This is a genomic window from Pseudomonas sp. ok266 (assembly GCF_900110195.1).
GTDB classification, from domain to species: Bacteria; Pseudomonadota; Gammaproteobacteria; order Pseudomonadales; family Pseudomonadaceae; genus Aquipseudomonas; species Aquipseudomonas neuropathica.
The window spans coordinates 234,768-250,891 of record NZ_FOCU01000006.1 but is presented as its reverse complement, the minus strand read 5'-3'; the positions used below and the strand labels follow the sequence as shown (position 1 = coordinate 250,891).

Below are 16,124 nucleotides of genomic sequence, written 5' to 3'. Positions count from 1 at the left end.
CAACGTGAGGGTAGACGAATCGGCGAGGTTATACGTATTCGCACGCGTAAAGGCCAGCGCCATCAGGGCAGGAACGGTCAAAAGCGTTCGTCGAGGATTGCCGGCAGGGTGAGTTCCTTGACGTAGCTGGCCGAAGACAGACTCAGAATCATGCGCACCACCTGAACGACATCGTGAACTGGAATCAGCTGACCCTCGCCACGCTGCGCAGCCAGATCTCGCAGCGTGCTCAGCCGATCCTCGGTGTTGAGATACCCCAGATTCAGGCAAGTCACCGCCAGACGCTGCTGCCGGTAGCCTTCGCGCAGCGTATCGGCAATCCCGCGCAGGGCGAATTTGGAGGCGCCGAAGGCGACTTCCGGACGCCCGCTTTGTGGCAGGCCCGAGGTTGATCCGGTGAGGATGATTCTGGGATGGGGGCTTTTCAGCAGAAGGGGAAGCAGGCGTTTGATCAACAGGATTGTTGCGCTGATGTTGCAACTGACGATGGCTTGCAATTCGTCGTCCGGACTGTCGAGAAAGTCATAGGCTGGATCGAAAGCCGACTCTTCCCAGATGCCGAGGTTGTAGATCAGCGTATCCAGCCCATCGTCGACGACCGCATGCTCGATGGCGTGCGCGGCTTTGGCCGGGTTCATCAGATCGGTTTCCACCCAGCGTACTGGATGCTCTGCCTCGCACACCAAACCTTCGGGACGCGTGCGGGACACACCAATCAGTGTGTCTCCCGCGTTACCCAAACCTTCGATAAAAGCTCGGCCCAAGCCTTTACTGGCACCCACCACCAAAATGTTCATCGATCCTCTCCCTGATCTGAATGCTGATGTGGGGCAGCATGCAAACAGACGACCTCTGAAATGGCAAACGAATGGATGTGTCCGGATATTTACGGCAACCTGGCAATCACCTTGATCTCGAAATCAAACCCATACAGCCAGGTCACACCAACCGCCGTCACCGTCGGATGCGGCGCCTCGCCCCAGAACTCGGTCAGCACCACATCCCAGATCGTCTCGAATTTCGACTGGGGATCAACGATGAATACGGTGACATCCACCACGTCATCGAAGCTGGCACCGGCCTCTGCAAGGATTGCATTGAGGTTAGTGAACGCCTGACGCACCTGGTTTTTCAGGTCTGGCTCTGGCGTGCCGTCCTCGGTGCTGCCGACCTGTCCCGAGATAAACAGAAAACCGTTGGAGCGAATGGCTGGCGAGTAACGGTGGCGTTCGTAAAGCGTGCGGCGTGCGGATGGAAAAACAACATCGCGCTGAGTCATGGGAGTGTCTCCTTCATTTGAGTTGATGGAGCCACTGTAGGTATTTGCAGGCCAGCGATAAACGCGCAAGCTTGGCGTTCACTGTTTGTGAAATCCAAACAATCGAGGGCACACCTTGGACCGTTTTGACGCAATGCAGGCCTTCGCCCGAGTGGTCGAGGCGGGGAGTTTCACCAAAGCGGCGGAAACCTTGCACATGAGCAAGACCACCGTGACCCAACTGGTTCAGCAACTGGAGGCGCGCCTGCGGGTCAAGTTGCTCAATCGCACCACGCGCAAGGTCAATGTCACCGCCGATGGCGCGGCGTATTACCAACGCGTGATCCGCTTGCTCGCCGACCTCGATGATGCCGAAACCAGCCTGCCAGGCGCGGCGGCATCACCTTCGGGCCGGCTGCGAGTGGACGTCCCGAGTCCGCTCGCACGGTTGATTCTGGTGCCGGCCCTGCCTGAGTTTCACGCGCGCTATCCGGATATCCAGATCGACATGGGCGTCAGTGACCGTATCGTCGACATCATTGATGAGAACGTCGATTGCGTGGTGCGCGGCGGCGAACTCATGGACCTGTCGCTGATGGCACGCAAGGTCGCCGATCTGCAGTTGGGGGTGTTTGCCGCACCGCAATACCTGGCGCGCGCGGGCATCCCCGCGCACCCGAGAGACCTGGAAGACAGCCACCATCGCGTGGTCGGTTTTCTCTGGGCACGCACCGGCAAACCGGTGCCATATGCCTTGCACAACGCCACTGAAAACCTGCAAATCAAGGGACGGCACGTATTGGCAGTCGATGACGGCAACGCTTATCTCGCGGCAGGTCTGGCGGGCATGGGCGTGCTGTGGTTACCCAAATACATGTCTGCCGCCCATCAAGCGCGTGGCGAGCTGGTGCCGCTGTTCGAAGACTGGAAACTCGCGCCGATGCCGCTCTACATTGCTTATCCGCCGAACCGGCATGTCAGCCTGAAATTGCGCGTGTTCATCGATTGGGTCGTTGAGTTAATGGCGTAGAAGCATTGTGGTGCAGTTATTGCTAGCTGCTGTGCCAGTGCCGTCAAAATACCAACACAATCAGGCGACTTGAAAGCCCGTAGTGATGAGATGCATGGCTTTCAATTCTAGGAGCTTCACCCGCATGAATATGTACATCGATATCGTCGGTGCGTGCAATCTGAGCTGCCCGTCTTGCCCAATGGGCAACTCGGAAAATCTCAATTTCAAAAAAGCCATGCAGCTCGACATGTTCAAGCAGATTGTCGATAAGGCCAAGACAGAGGGCGTCGACACCATCTACCTCTATAACTGGACCGAGCCGCTGATTCATCCAAAAATTGGCGAATTTATCGAGATCATTAATGCTGCCGGCATGGGCAGCGGTATCAGCACCAACCTTAATCTCGCCAAGAATATGGAAAAGGCCCTGATGGCCGAGCCGAGTTACTTCCGTATTTCGCTCTCGGGTTTTTACCAGGAGACCTACGAAAAGGGCCATGTCGGCGGCGATATCGAAGTTGTAAAACAAAACATGATCGCCCTGCAGGAGATCAAACAGCGCCTGGGTCTGAGAACCCGTGTGGATGTTTACTATCACCGCTACCTGGATAACATCGAAGAAGAATCACTGATGCGCGCGTTCAGTGAGCGTCTTGGCTTCATCTTCACCACCGGGTATTCGGTGATGATGCCGCTGGAGAAGACACTGGCCATTGTCGAGCGTGACCCGTCTGTCACGGCTACGGACATTGACACCCTGAAACGCCTCGCATTGCCGCCGTACGACGATCTCGTCAACGTCATCCAGCAATTTCCCAAGATGGCGTGCACGCTCAAGGATGACTGGCTGGTCATCGACTGCAATGGCAACACGGTGCTTTGCTGCACGATCTTCAATCAGACCGAGTATCAGGTTGGCAAGTACCTCGACATGCCGCTTGAAGAGCTGACGCGGCGTAAATCGACGCAGAAAAACTGTGTCGACATGTGCGACCGCTGCGCCAATAAAGGCCTGCATATCTACTCGATGCATCCCAATCAGGGTGTGCTGGAGCGGCACGCGGTGAATCGCATCATCGATTTCGAGCACTTCGCCAGCCAAGGTCTCACGGTGGACAGCGAGCGTCTCGGGCGTGCGGGTGAAGTCAGCGCAGAAAACTTTGATGAAGCCCAGTACCTTCGATTGAATGACGATGTCAGGATCGCGATTTCCCAGGGATCGTTCTCCAGCGGCTATCAGCACTACGTGCTGTGTGGGCGTCTCGAGGGGCGTTTAGGCGCCGGGGTTTTCTCGGCTGTTTGAGTCAGAGATGGATTGGCGGACACCCCCCCACTGAAACTGTTCGCCATTCACCGGCGTGATTGACTCTTTGACCGATCAAGCCAACTATCGGCGCACAACAACATGACCGATGGACCCGAACTTGATCGAACGACGCCAATTCAGCGGAGGCATGAAGGGGAAAAACCTCCGCTATCTGAATGAGCAAAGCGCGGATGACCCGCGCATGACCCGCACCGGTTTTCTGCTGCTGGAACACTTTTCGCTACCGGCGTTTACCCAGGCGCTGGACACCGTTGTCACTACCAACCTGTTGCGTCCGGGGTTGTTTTCGTCGCGCACGTTTGGCTTGGGTGACGGTGAAGTCATCAGTGATCTGGGGCTGGTCATCCGCCCTGACGCACGTCTGGATTCAGCCGCGCTGGCGCAACTGGATCTGCTGGTGGTGTGTGGCGGGTATCGCACCGAGTTGCGGGCGAGTGAGGAGTTTATTCATTTGCTTCAGGTTGCAGCGGAGCGGGGCATCAGCCTCGCCGGGTTGTGGAACGGTTCGTGGTTCCTCGGCCGCGCCGGATTGCTCGACGGCTATCGCTGCGCGATCCACCCGGAACATCGCCCGGCGCTGACTGAAATCGCCAAAACCACCCATGTCAGCAGTGAGCCTTACGTGATCGACCGCGACCGGCTCACTGCATCGAGTCCGTCCGGCGCTTTCCACATGGCACTCGACTGGATCAAAAGCCTGCACGGCAAAGCCCTGGTCGAAGGGATCGAAGACATCCTCGCCTTCGAGGAATCGCGTTACCGGCGCATCAAACCAGACGAGAACATCTGCGTCAGTGCGCCGTTGCGTGAAGTGGTGAAGCTGATGGATGCCAATCTGGAAGAGCCGCTGGAGCTGGAGCAACTGGCGGTGTATGCCGGCCGTTCTCGTCGTCAGTTGGAACGTCTTTTCAAGGAACAACTGGGCACCACGCCGCAGCGCTATTACCTGGAATTGCGCATCACCGAAGCGCGACGGTTGTTGCAGCACACTGAGCTTTCACAAGTGGAAGTGCTGGTCGCGTGCGGCTTCGTCTCGCCGAGTCATTTCAGCAAATGCTACAGCTCATATTTCGGCTATCGCCCATCAAAAGAAAAACGCCTGGTCAAATAACCCAAGCCGTCACCCACCTGAATTCACCTCGGTATCCCACGTCGGCGTAGCTCTCCCAAACACCCCGGTCAGTCCCCTCTCCCTCTGGGAGAGGGCTAGGGTGAGGGGCTTTTAAACGCTATCACCCACGCACGTTTAACTTACACGCACTGTTACGCCATAACGGCTACAACACCTTGCGCCGTTGCCTACGCGTACGCCAGAATCCGCCGGCTTACGCGCCTTGAGGCGGGCTGTATCGTTTCCCTGTCACTGCAAAACAGTGATCGGGTTTGGTAGCCCGTTTTCTAAGCGTTATGCGCCGCTATATGCAGTCTCTTTTCGGGGCTCGGTTTTTTATGGTGGCCATGCGTGGGGCTCCTTCGGGAGCGCCGGGGTTTACTCGCTTAGACCGGTCTACCAACCTGCGCAATGGTCACCACCTCGTTTGGTAGCGTGAGTGATGGCTCCTTATTTTTTGCTAAGCGAGTGTCATCTATGTTCAAAATTACGCCAAACCCGCCAGAAACCGATCCAATCCCCTACGACGCCGCACTCGAACCTCAAAACATCAAAGAGGCCACCGACCGCGCGATCAACTTCTATCTCAACCCCTCAGCGCTGAAGACCTCAGTACCCACCCGCAAGACCGGCAAGATCTACCTCATCGACCCCACAGTGGATAACGAAACCCTGCTCGTCGAAGCCACTGAAACCTTGTCCTCCGCCACTGACATGGCCCGTGAACTCGCCGATTCGATAGAACCCTCACAGCGCAAAAAGATGCTGATCCTGCAACAGGTGATCATGCTCAGCGAGCTGGTGGTCGGCCGAGTTCTGGACAACCAGCGCTTGCCGCACTAGTCGCGGAGCAGATGGGTGAGGGGGCTCGCTCCCTCATTGCACAGAAGCGTCCGTAATCGCGGCGCTTCACGCCTTCTATCAAAGAGCCGCCAACGGTTCTTGTCTGGAGTTTCAGCTGATGTCCCAGCCACCCGAACCACCGGTCACTGACCTGATATCGCCGTACGCCTCGCCCAATTCAAGAAAGCTCCACGAAGCGGCAGAGCGTGCACTCGACCATTACCTGTTGCCTGCCGCGATCATGGCCGAACCCTATACGCCAAACGCTCTGTTCATGGCCAACCCGCAAGCAGACACCGAGTCGTTGCTGACCAATGCTTGCGGGTCGTTGGCGTCCGCCTCGGTGATGCTCGGCAATTTTGCCGGGGTGCTGGAGGGATCAAGCCGTCATACCCTGCTGGGCATAGCGCAAGTGGTCATGTTGGGGGAGTTGGCGGTGAATAAGGCGTTGGATCTGGTTGTGCCAACCGAGTAGTTGCACACGTTAAGGATCAGCAGTCAGCCATTGCGGCTGACTGCTTTTTTGTTTCTACAGGTGATCCGCATCAATCACCGCTTTGGCAAACGCCTGCGGATCTTCCTGCGGCAAGTTGTGCCCGATCCCGCCATTGATCAAGCGGAACTGATACTTGCCGGTAAAACGCTTGGCGTAATCCTCCGGCGCCGGGTGCGGCGCACCGTTGGCATCGCCTTCGAGGGTAATGGTCGGCACGTTGATCGACGGCGCGGTAGCGAGCTTCTGTTCCAGCGCGGCGTATTTCGCTTCACCCTGAACCAGGCCTAAACGCCAGCGGTAGTTGAACACGGTGATGTCGACGTGATCGGGGTTCTCCAGCGCTTTGGCACTGCGATCGAACGTGGCGTCGTCAAATTTCCACTGCGGCGAGGCCAGTTGCCAGATCAGCTTGGCAAAGTCGTGAGTGTTTTTCTCGTAACCGGCACGACCACGGTCGGTAGCGAAGTAGAACTGATACCACCACTGCAATTCCGCCTTGGGCGGCAGCGGGTTTTGCCCGGCGGCCTGATTGCCGATCAGATAACCGCTGACCGAAACCAATGCCTTCACGCGTTCCGGCCACAGCGCCGAAACGATGTCCGCCGAACGCGCGCCCCAGTCATAACCACCGAGCACCGCTTGTTTGATCTTCAGCGCATCCATGAAGTCGATGACATCACTGGCCAGCGCCGCTGGTTGACCGTTGCGCAGGGTGTCTTTGGAGAGGAACTGCGTATCGCCATAACCGCGCGCATAGGGCATCAACACCCGATAACCCTTGGCCGCGAGCAGCGGCGCGACTTCATCGTAGCTGTGAATGTCGTAGGGCCAACCGTGCAACAGGATCACCACGGGGCCGTCTGCTGGGCCGGTTTCGGCATAGGCGACGTCAAGCACGCCAGCCTTCACTTGCTTGAGCGGGCCGAAGGGTGAGGGCGCGGAATAGCTGACGGCGGCCGGTTCAGTGGTTTGCGCCTGAGCGCTGCCAAAAGCGCCGAACAGCGCCACAGCCAGAATCGACAAGCCGAATGCAGTTTTGCGGGTGTGCAGTGCCATCTTCATGGTGACGTCTCCTTTGCGAGCCTTTGGCCAAGGGTTCTGAATGAACACCTGAAACCTTGAGTGCATTTGAGCGCGGAGACGTATCTGGCCTGTGTCGAAGAACGGCTTTGTTGAAAGTCGATGTGTCGCGGCGGGGGGCGTACACAGTGTGATACACGGCGGCGAAACCGACTCCCCCTGGACCTGATTCAGGCCAAAATATTAAGTCGCTGTTTTAAAACAAAAAATATTTCACTTCGCGCTTCCCAAAGCAAAAAAACCTTGGTAAATTGCGCCCCGTTCTCACAGCGAAACTAACGGAGTAGCTGGAAAGAGCAGTAGGGGCGTCGCCAAGCGGTAAGGCAGCAGGTTTTGATCCTGCCATGCGTTGGTTCGAATCCAGCCGCCCCTGCCATATTCGAAAAAAACGCCAACTTCGCAAGAAGTTGGCGTTTTTTTATGCCTGCGATTTAGCCCGGTGGTGCAGGGCAGGCGTGCGCGGCGCCGAAGCACCGCGCACGTCATCCACTCAGTGCGGTGCGCGCGGGATGGTTTTCATCAGGTCTTCGGGGCTGATGTGGCCGACCACGCTGCCCGGTTGCGGCAGGTTGAGGATGTGGCCTTTCATCTTGCCGATGATGTGCATTTCGCACGGCTTGCAATCGAACTTCAGCGTCAGCACTTCATCGCCGTGGATCAACTGCATCGGTGCAACCTTGGTGCGCACGCCGGTCACGCCTTTCGCCTGTTTCGGGCACAGGTTGAAAGAGAAGCGCAGACAGTGCTTGGTGATCATCACCGGCACTTCGCCCGGCTCTTCGTGAGCCTCGTACGCAGCGTCGATCAGCTTCACGCCGTGACGGTGGTAGAAGTCGCGCGCCTTCTGGTTATAGACGTTGGCGAGGAAGGTCAGGTGCGAATCCGGATACACCGGCGGCGGGCTGGTTTCGGCTTTACGGCCGCCACGCGGATGAGCGGCGACACGGGCAGCGGTCAGGGCTTCGATCACTTCACGACGCAGCGACTTGAGCTGCGAGTTGGGGATGAAGAACGCCTGTGGCGCATCCAGCTTGACGTCGGTGGCGTGGTACTGCGTGGTGCCGAGCTGGCCGAGCAGATCGCGCAGCTGTTCGAGCGCTTGCTCAGGCTTGTTGGCCACGCCGAACGGACCGGCGAGGCTGACGCTGGCGCTGATGCCTTCTTCACTGGTGGCAGTCACTTCCAGCTGTTCTTCACGCAGACGAGCGACCCAGCTCAGGGCCACGCGACGCTCGGAAGAGGTCTTCTGCAGCGCCTGTTGCCAGTTGTGATCGAGGTTGCGATTCAACGGGTGGTTCGGGCGCAGCTTGTACAAGCCTTCGGGCATCTCGTTCGGCTCGACGCGATAGCGGTAGCACTTCTCGCCGTCTTCTTCGAACTCACCTTTGGCTTCGGCGATGTTGGCGCGGAAACCGACCACTTCGCGCTTGACCAGCACGTTCAAGCCGTCGCCGTTGGACAGCGGCTCCTGGGTGACGACCTGCATGTCGCGTTTGCCGACTTTCTCGACGGTGCCGACTGGCAGGCCGGTGAAGGTCGGCGAATCGAAAGCGCCGATGTCGATCTTGCGATCGGTGACGAAGTAGTCGGTGCTACCACGGTGGAAAGTCTTTTCCGGATCGGGCAGGAAGAAGTGCGCGGTGCGGCCGCTGGAGGCGCGGGCCAGATCCGGGCGGTCTTCGAGCACGTCGTCGAGGCGCTGGCGGTAATAGGCGGTGATGTTCTTCACATAGCCCATGTCCTTGTAGCGACCTTCGATCTTGAACGAGCGCACACCGGCTTCAACCAGGGCGCGGATGTTGGCGCTCTGGTTGTTGTCTTTCATCGACAGCAGGTGTTTTTCGTAGGCGATCACGCCACCCTTTTCATCTTTGAGGGTGTACGGCAAGCGGCAAGCCTGCGAGCAGTCGCCACGGTTGGCGCTGCGCCCGGTTTGCGCGTGGGAAATGTTGCACTGGCCGGAGAAGGCCACGCACAACGCGCCGTGAATGAAGAACTCGATGGCGGCGTCGGTTTCGTCGGCGATCGCGCGGATTTCCTGCAGGTTCAGCTCACGGGCCAATACCAGTTGCGAGAAACCGGCCTGATCGAGGAACTTCGCTCGCTCAAGGGTGCGGATGTCGGTCTGCGTCGAGGCGTGCAGTTCGATCGGCGGAATGTCCAGCTCCATCACGCCCAGATCCTGAACGATCAGCGCGTCGACACCGGCGTCGTACAACTGATGGATCAGCTTGCGCGCCGGCTCCAGTTCGTTGTCGTGCAGGATGGTGTTGATGGTCGTGAAAATGCGCGCGTGATACTTGCGGGCGAATTCCACCAGCTCGGCGATTTCGCTGACTTCGTTGCAGGCGTTGTGGCGCGCGCCGAAGCTCGGGCCGCCGATGTACACGGCGTCGGCGCCGTGCAGGATCGCCTCACGGGCGATGGCGACATCGCGGGCAGGGCTGAGCAATTCCAGGTGATGCTTGGGCAAGGACATAGTTTTTTTAGTCAGGCTGTCACGGTTAGGCGCGCATTCTACCCGTGAAACGACATGTCGGCACCTATGTACCGATGGTCTGCAAATCGCGCTTGTCACGTTTCGCGGATTCGCACAACTGTCAGACCTGTCAGTTGTTGTTCAGACGTAAGTTGGAAATAGTAACGAAGTCATTCGCCGACCATTCATTACGAAAAGGACATGTTGCTATGAACGATAAAGACCATTTTCGTTATTTAGGTATCAACAAAAATAATTTGAACAGAGGGGCCCACGCGCCGGAAATTTACTACAAAGCAGTGATTGACCCTGCCCATCCGCACCTTGTCGGGCCGGTATTTCAGGCAACCCAAGAAGGTAAAGCTCTGTACTTCGGATCCGCCGAAACCTTTAGCCTTATCGCGCACCATCGAGAGGATGCGAACAACATTATCGAAATAATGTCGTTCGTTATTGATAACGAGCTACCCGATGGAGAACACGACATAGGGGGGCTGGGTAGTAGTGTTCAAGGGCTCATCACAATGACCCCAAATATCATCTATGCCAAGGCGGGAAAAATTAAGTTTCAGAGAAATGACGCGAACGGTTCGATAACCGCCAATTTCCACTTCGACTTTGAGTTTGAAGACCAAGGTGAAGTCAAAAAATATCGCGTAAAGGAAGGAAAGTTATCGCTTGTTGCCACTGGGCCACTTGAAGCCCGGAAGCGATCCTGAAAAGACGCGAGCCAGCCTTTACAGGCTTGGCTCGGGTTTTAAGCCTCTATGAGGCGGCGGCTGATGACCTGAAAGGAGTGGCGCTCAGGCTTTGGCCGCCATCGCGGTGACTTCCACGCGCATCCCTTCAACCGCCAGCGACGCCACACCCACCGCCGCACGCACCGGCCAAGGCTTGGCGAAGTAGCGCTTGTACACCTCGTTGAATGCGGCGCGATCGGCCATGTCGGTCAGGTAGATCGTCAAGTGCATCACCCGATCCATCGAACTGCCGGCACGTTCCAGCGCAACTTTCAGCGCTTGCAGGGTGCATTCGCTTTGCGCGGTGATATCGCCCAGTTCCAGACTGCCGTCGGCACGGGTTGGAATCTGGGTGGAAACCATGATGCCGTTGAATGTGGCAACGTCCGAGGAAATCGAGTCGGCGTCCGGATCTGGAGTGAAGGTGATGTCTTGGTTAGCCATGCTGATCCTTTGAGTGAGCGAGTGAAGATGGCCGCAGTTTACAGATACAGCGTCGACATGGCCCGCTCCGTGGCAACAGAGGCCGGTCAGACCGGCTGCGTCGCGGCTTCCGCCGCGATGGCTGCAAGAACGCAGGGGCGGGCGCCGATGCGCTGCATGTAGCTGGCAAGTGCCGGCCAGTCCTGTATGTCGATGGCAAAGGTCGGCAGCCATTTCAGTACCGTAAACAGATAAGCATCGGCGACGCCGAATTGGCTCATCAGATAGTTCCGAGCCGACAGTTGCTGATTCAGGTAGTCGAGGCGCTTGAACAGTGTGTGGCGGAAAATCGTTTTGACCGATTCCGGGATCTGCGCATTGAACAGCGGTGCACTGCCACCGTGAATTTCCGTACTGATGAAGTTCAGATGTTCCTGCAAACGCGTGCGCTCCCATGAACCCAAGGGTGGCGCCAGCGTGTTGGCGGGCACCTGATCGAGTAGAAACTGCAGGATCGCCGGCCCTTCCGTCAGTACCTCGCCGTTATCCAGAACCAGCGCTGCAACGTAGCCCTTCGGATTGATCTCGCGAAAGTCGCGGCCATCGGCGGTGCGTTTGCTCTGGTTGTTGACGCGAACCAGTTCGAACGGCAAACCCAGTTCTCGCAGCACAATGTGCGGGGAAAGCGAACAGGTCATGGGCGCAAAATACAGTTTCATGGCGCTTCCTTGCTGAGAGAGAGCGCCAGATTCCATTGCCGAAGCGGCTTTCGCAAAGGTCATTTACGGTGCTAGCGTATGACAAAATCTCATGAGCACTCAGAACCATGACGGTCCGACTTCCCTCGCTGAAAGGCTTGCGCGCCTTTGAAACGGTCGCCAGGCACATGAGCTTCACCAAGGCTGCCGAAGAACTCAATGTCACCCAGACCGCTGTCAGTCACCAGATCCGTCGACTCGAAACCGAGCTGGGCGGGCCTCTGTTTTTGCGGCTCAACGAGGGGTTGGTGCTGAGCGAGGACGGGCACGCCTATTTGCCGGGTGTGCGTGCAGCGTTTCATGAGCTGCGGTATTCGACTGAGCAGTTGCTCGCGTCTCGCGATAAAAGCGTGCTGACGATCAGTACGCTGGTGTCGTTTGCATCGAAGTGGCTGTTGCCGCGGTTGCCGTCCTTTCAGCAGGCGTTTCCCGCTATCGATGTGCGAATCAGTGCGGTCACTGAGCTGGTCGACTTTCGCAAGGGCACGATTGATGCGGCGATCCGTTATGGGCGCGGCGACTGGAAGGGTTTGCGTGGCGATTTTCTGATGTCCGATGATGTTTTCCCGGTATGCAGCCCGGCATTGGCGAAGACGTTGCGAACGCCCGCAGACCTGGCCAATCACGCATTGCTGCAAGTCAGTGGCGCGACGGCCGGTGACTGGAGCGCCTGGTTGCGTGCCGCAGGCCAACGGCCGCAACTCGCTGAAGGCCCGCGCCTGACCTTCGATCTGGCGCTGATGGCGGTACAGGCAGCGGTTGACGGGCAGGGTGTGTGCATTGGCCGTTCAACCTATGTCGAGGACGATCTGCGGGCCGGGCGTCTGGTGGCTCCGTTCGATCTGCGCTTGCAAGATGAGCTGGGTTTTTATCTGGTAGCGCCCCATGAAACGGCGCAATCGAAGAAGATCGTGGCATTCAGGACATGGCTGTTGGCACTGTCACCGGGCAAAGACGCTTTTGTATAAGCGTGTATCAAGTTGCCGCGCAGACACACGCGAACAATAAACCCGGGGTTTACGACACATCAGCCATACACGCGACTCCCAAAGTAGCGGTCACACCACCACTGCGTTTGAGAGGGCAACATCATGCATCGTCCACTGTTACTGGCCAGCGCTGCGCTACTCGCTTCAATGATCGGCATCGTCCACGCGGCTGACGCGCCAGCCAAGAGCTGGCAACAAGGTTTGAGCCGGACCGATCTGGTGCGCGAGGACCTCGGTGCTGCCGAGCGCGAAGTGATTCAGGCGCGAGTCGATTTCGAACCGGGCGTGACCTCGCCCCGGCATGCGCACCCGGGTGTCGAGGTCGCTTACGTGATCAGCGGCACGTTCGAATATCAACTGGAGGGCAGGGCGCCGGTGACGTTGAAGGCGGGGGATTCGCTGTTCATTCCGCAAGGGGTGGCGCATGTGGCCAAGAACGTGGGTGCGGACAAGGGGTCGGAGCTGGCGACTTACATCGTCAAAAAGGGCGAGCCGTTGCTGATTCTCAAACCGTAGAGCTAACGCGCCGGGCCGTTATAAATCATATGGAGTATCAGCAATTCTGCAAAAGCGACCACCATGCAAACTCGGACAAACCCCGCCGTGAAGACTCGGCGGGGTTTTTCGTAGGTGAAGTCGAAACCGAATAGCAGCAACAAAATGCCGAAGAAAGTTTTTATCGCGCGCATCTGTCTTCATCCTTGGCCCTGCCAATTGGGCACAGCTGATTCATAACGTTGGTTCTAGGCACGGCTTCTTAGTGAAGCGTCACAATCCGACGACTCTCGCCAATCCTGATTCTGTCCAGCGCCCGGTTCAACGCATCGAGCGCATCGAGCAGGGCTTTGGCCTCGGCCTCTCGACCTTCGCCCCAGAGGCGCTCGGCCATTTTGTTCAACGCCTGGATCGAACGCTCGATGTCTGCGGCGGTAGCTTTGTGTTCAGGGGCCGGTGGCTTCTTCGGCATTCAGGGGTCCTCTGCTGACGGCAAACCACCATACCGCTGCGGCGCCCAACAGCATAGTCAGCACGGCCAGAATCAGGATCACTCCTTGCGTACCCAGGCTTGAGGCCAGCAGCGCCACCAGCAACCCCGCCAAAGGTTGCGAGAGATTATTGAGCAAGGTGATCACGCCTACGGTCTTGCCAAAGTCCTTGGCCGGAATCACCCGCTGGCGGATGCTGCGCATGTAGATGTTGAACATCTTGTCGAAGCCGACGATCAGCAGGAACCCCAGCACATAGCCGGCCAGATTCGGACTCAGTGCACTGATGAGGGCGCCAGCGGCGATCATCGAGTAAGCGAGCCCGCCCAGTAACCGTTGCGGGATCTCAACCCGGGCGAGGAAGAACAGAATCACGATGGTGGTGACCGCGCCCGCTGCCTGTAGACCGGCGTAGGCATCCTTGCCGGCACCGAACTCGCCGATCACCATCGCCGCCGAAGTGGCCAGCGTGACGCCGACGATCAGATTGACGCCGACGGCCAACAGGATGATTTTTTTCAGTTCCGCCAGCTCACGTATATGCCCGAAAGCGATACGCAGCGGTTGCAGCCAGATGTCCTGATGCTGCTCGAACACTTCCAGCGTGATACGGCTGAGGCGTTGCCATACCAGCATGCTCAGGTCCGCCAGCAGGAAGAGCCCGGCGACCCACAGCACCACCCAATGCCAGGCCCATACCTCCAGCAAAAGCGCAGCCACCAGCGGCCCGAGAACCAGTCCAGTCTGATCGGCGATCTGCGAATAGGACAACGTCTTGGTGTAGCTGTAGTGCTGGAAAATATGCGGCATCAGCACCTCGCGGGCCATGATGCCCTGGGTGGTCAGCACGCCACACAGCGCCGACAGCACGACGACCCAGGCGATACCGCCGAAGAGGGCAAACATTGCCACCGCGATCAGGCACAGCAGTGCCCGGTAAACCTGGCTGATGTGCAGGATGCGGATGGGCGAAAACTTGTCGCACAAGGCTCCGCACAGCGGAAACGCGAGAAACCGCGGCAGCGATTCGACGAAAAACGCCAGACCTGCCCAGGAGGCGCTGTTGGTGGTCTGGAACACCACCAACGGCACGATGAACAGCAGGATCTGATCCGCCAGCCGCGACAGAAACAGCGAGGTGAAAAAGGCTAGGTAGTCCTTGCGCAAAATGAAGCTCCTTTATGTCGACTGTCTGGCATCACCTACTGGATGCAGCACGTTCCGGGATAGAAGATACTGGTGGCTCTTGAGAGAGGGTGACTAACATTGCGCAACAGCGTCTATGCAAGTCTGCGCAAAGAAGTAATAAGGACGTTACGTGGTTCGAAAGGCGATTCTACTGGTGCTGACTGCCAGCCTGAGTGGGTGTATGGCAACCGCCATGCGTATGGATTATGACAAGCACCGTTGCCCCTACATCGGCATTCGGTTTGACTGGTGGTTGGTGGGCACGTCCAAAGGAAAACTGATTCCCTTTTTACTGATCGACGCGCCATTTTCTCTAGTGGTCGACACTGTCTTTTTTCCCTTCGAATATCAATACAGCTGCAATTTCTAAACTGCGGGTGGTGTTAGTGTTCAGGTTTGCTCTGTCCGGGACTCAACCTGCATTCGGCTGAGTGACAGGCAGAAAACGGTCAGAAACTGCCGTTCGAAATATGCTGTTTCTGACCCATAGCAGACATCCATTCACGGGCCAGTGGTATAGATGAGCAAACCTATTTGATGTCTAGTGGCATCAGCAATTGAGAGTCTTGGATGGGTGTAGGTCTGCCACAGGCGAATGCCAGGTTAGCCATTCAGCTTTGCAGCCAAAAGTGCACGCTCCTCTGTAAGTGCGTGGAAAACGCCAGGGTTTGCGCCCGAGTGCAGGTATAAGAAGTAGCGACCTTGCTGATCGCGCAGAATTCGATAGACATCGGGCGGTCTGCGCATGCCGGGCGGTGTGTTCCGATTTGCAAGGAAATCATAGCTATCGATGTTCAGGCGTTGTAGCGCGGCTTCAAAGTCCGTTTGAACGTCCAGCCTCCATTTCCGAACTCGGCGAATCTGCGTGACGAGACAGTGTAAAAGGAACAACACCAGGCTGGTCAGCGCAGCGGCCCTCATTCCCTGTTCCATGCGCTTGCTCCAATCCATGTGATATGGGGTTAAGCAATAGCCCATCCAGCCACGAATTCAACCGTTTGAGTAAGCATATGACAACCAGGCAATCTGACTGTCAGTCAAATCGAACGGGCTTACCGGGTCGGGTCCGCTTTCCGTCCGAACCTGACGCTCGATCTCGATAGGCAATAATCAGCTCGTGGTGGCGAGCAACAATTGTCTGATGCAAAGAATTAAGTGGCGACTTCAGTGGGGCCGAGAAGGACCTCATAGATCAACCCTGCCTCATAAAGGCACGTTCGCCACTCTAGAAAACCTGGACGGTCCTCGCACAGAAGGCGAACGATCCGCCCATCCTCTGCGAAAGAAACTTCCTCCACCAATGCGATATCTCCCGGTGCCGCCTCTCGAGAGCTAATCCAATCAGTGAAAACTACCTTTGATTGATCAACGCTGATCAGTTTTATGAAATCACCTTTAGAAATTGCCATGTCCTTTCGCCTGGATTTTTACTGA

At 57.3% G+C, this 16,124-nt stretch carries 20 protein-coding genes and 1 tRNA gene; 10 read left to right on the top strand and 11 right to left on the bottom strand.

Going from position 1 to position 16,124, the window contains the following annotated elements; translation table 11 throughout:
• Positions 1-77 precede the first annotated feature (77 nt).
• Entirely contained in the window at positions 78-797 is a 720-nt protein-coding gene (locus BMY54_RS13175; RefSeq protein ID WP_093433137.1) for an SDR family NAD(P)-dependent oxidoreductase, read from the bottom strand.
• 89 nt (positions 798-886) lie between these two features.
• Positions 887-1,279, bottom strand: a complete 393-nt coding sequence (locus BMY54_RS13170; protein ID WP_093433133.1) for a RidA family protein — start codon at positions 1,277-1,279, stop codon at positions 887-889.
• A 115-nt stretch (positions 1,280-1,394) separates the two neighbouring features.
• Between BMY54_RS13170 and BMY54_RS13165 the strand changes: the two genes are divergently transcribed.
• The 5 genes from BMY54_RS13165 (at position 1,395) to BMY54_RS13145 (ending at position 6,026) form a co-directional block, all read left to right on the top strand.
• Positions 1,395-2,288 carry a LysR family transcriptional regulator gene (locus BMY54_RS13165; protein ID WP_093433130.1) on the top strand — a complete coding sequence of 298 codons (894 nt, stop codon included), beginning with the start codon at positions 1,395-1,397 and terminating at the stop codon, positions 2,286-2,288.
• A 124-nt stretch (positions 2,289-2,412) separates the two neighbouring features.
• Positions 2,413-3,573 carry a radical SAM/SPASM domain-containing protein gene (locus BMY54_RS13160; RefSeq protein ID WP_093433127.1) on the top strand — a complete coding sequence of 387 codons (1,161 nt, stop codon included), beginning with the start codon at positions 2,413-2,415 and terminating at the stop codon, positions 3,571-3,573.
• A gap of 109 nt (positions 3,574-3,682) precedes the next feature.
• Positions 3,683-4,708 (top strand): GlxA family transcriptional regulator, encoded by a 1,026-nt coding sequence (locus BMY54_RS13155; protein WP_093433124.1) that lies wholly within the window; start codon positions 3,683-3,685, stop codon positions 4,706-4,708.
• A 477-nt stretch (positions 4,709-5,185) separates the two neighbouring features.
• Positions 5,186-5,551 carry a DUF6124 family protein gene (locus BMY54_RS13150; protein ID WP_093433121.1) on the top strand — a complete coding sequence of 122 codons (366 nt, stop codon included), beginning with the start codon at positions 5,186-5,188 and terminating at the stop codon, positions 5,549-5,551.
• A 118-nt stretch (positions 5,552-5,669) separates the two neighbouring features.
• A complete protein-coding gene (locus tag BMY54_RS13145; protein WP_093433118.1) occupies positions 5,670-6,026 on the top strand; it encodes a DUF6124 family protein in 357 nt (118 codons plus the stop codon).
• Positions 6,027-6,080: 54 nt separating this feature from the next.
• On the opposite strand, the gene BMY54_RS13140 is transcribed toward BMY54_RS13145, so the two are convergent.
• Positions 6,081-7,109, bottom strand: coding sequence for an alpha/beta fold hydrolase (locus BMY54_RS13140; protein ID WP_093433115.1), 1,029 nt, complete (start codon positions 7,107-7,109; stop codon positions 6,081-6,083).
• 319 nt (positions 7,110-7,428) lie between these two features.
• Here BMY54_RS13140 and BMY54_RS13135 point away from each other — a divergent pair.
• Positions 7,429-7,503 (top strand) — tRNA-Gln (locus BMY54_RS13135).
• Between the two features lie 114 nt (positions 7,504-7,617).
• Here the strand turns inward: BMY54_RS13135 and BMY54_RS13130 are convergent.
• Positions 7,618-9,606, bottom strand: a complete 1,989-nt coding sequence (locus tag BMY54_RS13130; protein ID WP_093433112.1) for a peptidase U32 family protein — start codon at positions 9,604-9,606, stop codon at positions 7,618-7,620.
• 209 nt (positions 9,607-9,815) lie between these two features.
• Here BMY54_RS13130 and BMY54_RS13125 point away from each other — a divergent pair, with 209 nt between their 5' ends.
• Entirely contained in the window at positions 9,816-10,325 is a 510-nt protein-coding gene (locus BMY54_RS13125; protein ID WP_093433109.1) for a hypothetical protein, read from the top strand.
• Between the two features lie 84 nt (positions 10,326-10,409).
• On the opposite strand, the gene BMY54_RS13120 is transcribed toward BMY54_RS13125, so the two are convergent.
• Positions 10,410-10,790 carry a RidA family protein gene (locus BMY54_RS13120; protein ID WP_093433106.1) on the bottom strand — a complete coding sequence of 127 codons (381 nt, stop codon included), beginning with the start codon at positions 10,788-10,790 and terminating at the stop codon, positions 10,410-10,412.
• Between the two features lie 86 nt (positions 10,791-10,876).
• Positions 10,877-11,488 carry a glutathione transferase GstA gene (gene gstA / locus BMY54_RS13115; protein WP_093433103.1) on the bottom strand — a complete coding sequence of 204 codons (612 nt, stop codon included), beginning with the start codon at positions 11,486-11,488 and terminating at the stop codon, positions 10,877-10,879.
• Positions 11,489-11,595: 107 nt separating this feature from the next.
• On the opposite strand from gstA, the gene BMY54_RS13110 reads away from it, so the two are divergent.
• Both BMY54_RS13110 and BMY54_RS13105 read left to right on the top strand, forming a co-directional pair.
• On the top strand, positions 11,596-12,495 hold the full coding sequence (locus BMY54_RS13110) for a transcriptional regulator GcvA (protein WP_093433100.1): 900 nt from the start codon (positions 11,596-11,598) through the stop codon (positions 12,493-12,495).
• A 123-nt stretch (positions 12,496-12,618) separates the two neighbouring features.
• The gene (locus tag BMY54_RS13105) at positions 12,619-13,032 is read left to right on the top strand and encodes a cupin domain-containing protein (RefSeq protein ID WP_093433097.1); all 414 of its coding nucleotides are present in this window, start codon (positions 12,619-12,621) and stop codon (positions 13,030-13,032) included.
• Positions 13,033-13,034: 2 nt separating this feature from the next.
• On the opposite strand, the gene BMY54_RS30600 is transcribed toward BMY54_RS13105, so the two are convergent.
• The 3 genes from BMY54_RS30600 to BMY54_RS13095 form a co-directional block, all read right to left on the bottom strand.
• Positions 13,035-13,205 carry a hypothetical protein gene (locus BMY54_RS30600; RefSeq protein WP_175559594.1) on the bottom strand — a complete coding sequence of 57 codons (171 nt, stop codon included), beginning with the start codon at positions 13,203-13,205 and terminating at the stop codon, positions 13,035-13,037.
• Positions 13,206-13,273: 68 nt separating this feature from the next.
• Positions 13,274-13,483 (bottom strand): hypothetical protein, encoded by a 210-nt coding sequence (locus BMY54_RS13100; RefSeq protein ID WP_093433094.1) that lies wholly within the window; start codon positions 13,481-13,483, stop codon positions 13,274-13,276.
• Positions 13,458-14,669 (bottom strand): MFS transporter, encoded by a 1,212-nt coding sequence (locus tag BMY54_RS13095; protein WP_093433091.1) that lies wholly within the window; start codon positions 14,667-14,669, stop codon positions 13,458-13,460. The genes BMY54_RS13100 and BMY54_RS13095 overlap by 26 nt, the downstream gene beginning before the upstream one ends.
• Before the next feature lie 151 nt (positions 14,670-14,820).
• Between BMY54_RS13095 and BMY54_RS13090 the strand changes: the two genes are divergently transcribed.
• A complete protein-coding gene (locus BMY54_RS13090) occupies positions 14,821-15,060 on the top strand; it encodes a YceK/YidQ family lipoprotein (protein WP_093433088.1) in 240 nt (79 codons plus the stop codon).
• Between the two features lie 233 nt (positions 15,061-15,293).
• Here the strand turns inward: BMY54_RS13090 and BMY54_RS13085 are convergent, their stop codons facing one another.
• Positions 15,294-15,623, bottom strand: coding sequence for a hypothetical protein (locus BMY54_RS13085; protein ID WP_093433085.1), 330 nt, complete (start codon positions 15,621-15,623; stop codon positions 15,294-15,296).
• Positions 15,624-15,841: 218 nt separating this feature from the next.
• Positions 15,842-16,099 carry a hypothetical protein gene (locus BMY54_RS13080; protein ID WP_093433082.1) on the bottom strand — a complete coding sequence of 86 codons (258 nt, stop codon included), beginning with the start codon at positions 16,097-16,099 and terminating at the stop codon, positions 15,842-15,844.
• Positions 16,100-16,124: the final 25 nt, after the last annotated feature.

Excerpts from the sequence above, each read along its gene's own strand:
- BMY54_RS13175 (WP_093433137.1), bottom strand. The coding sequence starts at position 797 with ATGAACATTTTGGTGGTGGGTGCCAGTAAAGGCTTGGGCCGAGCTTTT.
- BMY54_RS13170 (WP_093433133.1), bottom strand. The coding sequence starts at position 1,279 with ATGACTCAGCGCGATGTTGTTTTTCCATCCGCACGCCGCACGCTTTAC.
- BMY54_RS13160 (WP_093433127.1), top strand. The coding sequence starts at position 2,413 with ATGAATATGTACATCGATATCGTCGGTGCGTGCAATCTGAGCTGCCCG.
- BMY54_RS13155 (WP_093433124.1), top strand. The coding sequence starts at position 3,683 with ATGGACCCGAACTTGATCGAACGACGCCAATTCAGCGGAGGCATGAAG.
- BMY54_RS13150 (WP_093433121.1), top strand. The coding sequence starts at position 5,186 with ATGTTCAAAATTACGCCAAACCCGCCAGAAACCGATCCAATCCCCTAC.
- BMY54_RS13145 (WP_093433118.1), top strand. The coding sequence starts at position 5,670 with ATGTCCCAGCCACCCGAACCACCGGTCACTGACCTGATATCGCCGTAC.
- BMY54_RS13140 (WP_093433115.1), bottom strand. The coding sequence starts at position 7,109 with ATGAAGATGGCACTGCACACCCGCAAAACTGCATTCGGCTTGTCGATT.
- BMY54_RS13130 (WP_093433112.1), bottom strand. The coding sequence starts at position 9,606 with ATGTCCTTGCCCAAGCATCACCTGGAATTGCTCAGCCCTGCCCGCGAT.
- BMY54_RS13125 (WP_093433109.1), top strand. The coding sequence starts at position 9,816 with ATGAACGATAAAGACCATTTTCGTTATTTAGGTATCAACAAAAATAAT.
- BMY54_RS13120 (WP_093433106.1), bottom strand. The coding sequence starts at position 10,790 with ATGGCTAACCAAGACATCACCTTCACTCCAGATCCGGACGCCGACTCG.
- gstA (WP_093433103.1), bottom strand. The coding sequence starts at position 11,488 with ATGAAACTGTATTTTGCGCCCATGACCTGTTCGCTTTCCCCGCACATT.
- BMY54_RS13110 (WP_093433100.1), top strand. The coding sequence starts at position 11,596 with ATGACGGTCCGACTTCCCTCGCTGAAAGGCTTGCGCGCCTTTGAAACG.
- BMY54_RS13105 (WP_093433097.1), top strand. The coding sequence starts at position 12,619 with ATGCATCGTCCACTGTTACTGGCCAGCGCTGCGCTACTCGCTTCAATG.
- BMY54_RS30600 (WP_175559594.1), bottom strand. The coding sequence starts at position 13,205 with ATGCGCGCGATAAAAACTTTCTTCGGCATTTTGTTGCTGCTATTCGGT.
- BMY54_RS13100 (WP_093433094.1), bottom strand. The coding sequence starts at position 13,483 with ATGCCGAAGAAGCCACCGGCCCCTGAACACAAAGCTACCGCCGCAGAC.
- BMY54_RS13085 (WP_093433085.1), bottom strand. The coding sequence starts at position 15,623 with ATGGAACAGGGAATGAGGGCCGCTGCGCTGACCAGCCTGGTGTTGTTC.
- BMY54_RS13080 (WP_093433082.1), bottom strand. The coding sequence starts at position 16,099 with ATGGCAATTTCTAAAGGTGATTTCATAAAACTGATCAGCGTTGATCAA.